At 45.0% G+C, this 302-nt stretch carries 1 pseudogene; it reads left to right on the plus strand.

Going from position 1 to position 302, the window contains the following annotated elements:
* Positions 1-302: pseudogene (locus tag ACYQ3Q_RS28610) on the plus strand (HEAT repeat domain-containing protein); the annotation flags it as partial.

A 302-nucleotide genomic window follows, 5' to 3' on the forward strand; every position in this document is an offset into this window, starting at 1 on the left:
AGAGAATTTGGCTTCGAGCAGCTAAGTTTCCTCTACCAATTCCAAACGGCGGTCGCTGGAGAACCCTTATATAAAGAACGACTAATCTTGGAACAGGTAATCTGGGACTTAGGAATGCCTTTGCAAGTTCAAGATTTAGTGACTCTGCTTGAAATTATCCATACTCATGAAGGACAGCTGAATGAGGACTCGTTAAGTTCAGCTATGGGCGAGGCTGCCGGACTATGGAGATCGGGAGTTGGAGCCACTAGTAACCAACGAGGAAATCTATTTTCGTGCGTCATAGATGGACTGATTTCACT

The organism is Desulfosporosinus burensis (assembly GCF_054657535.1).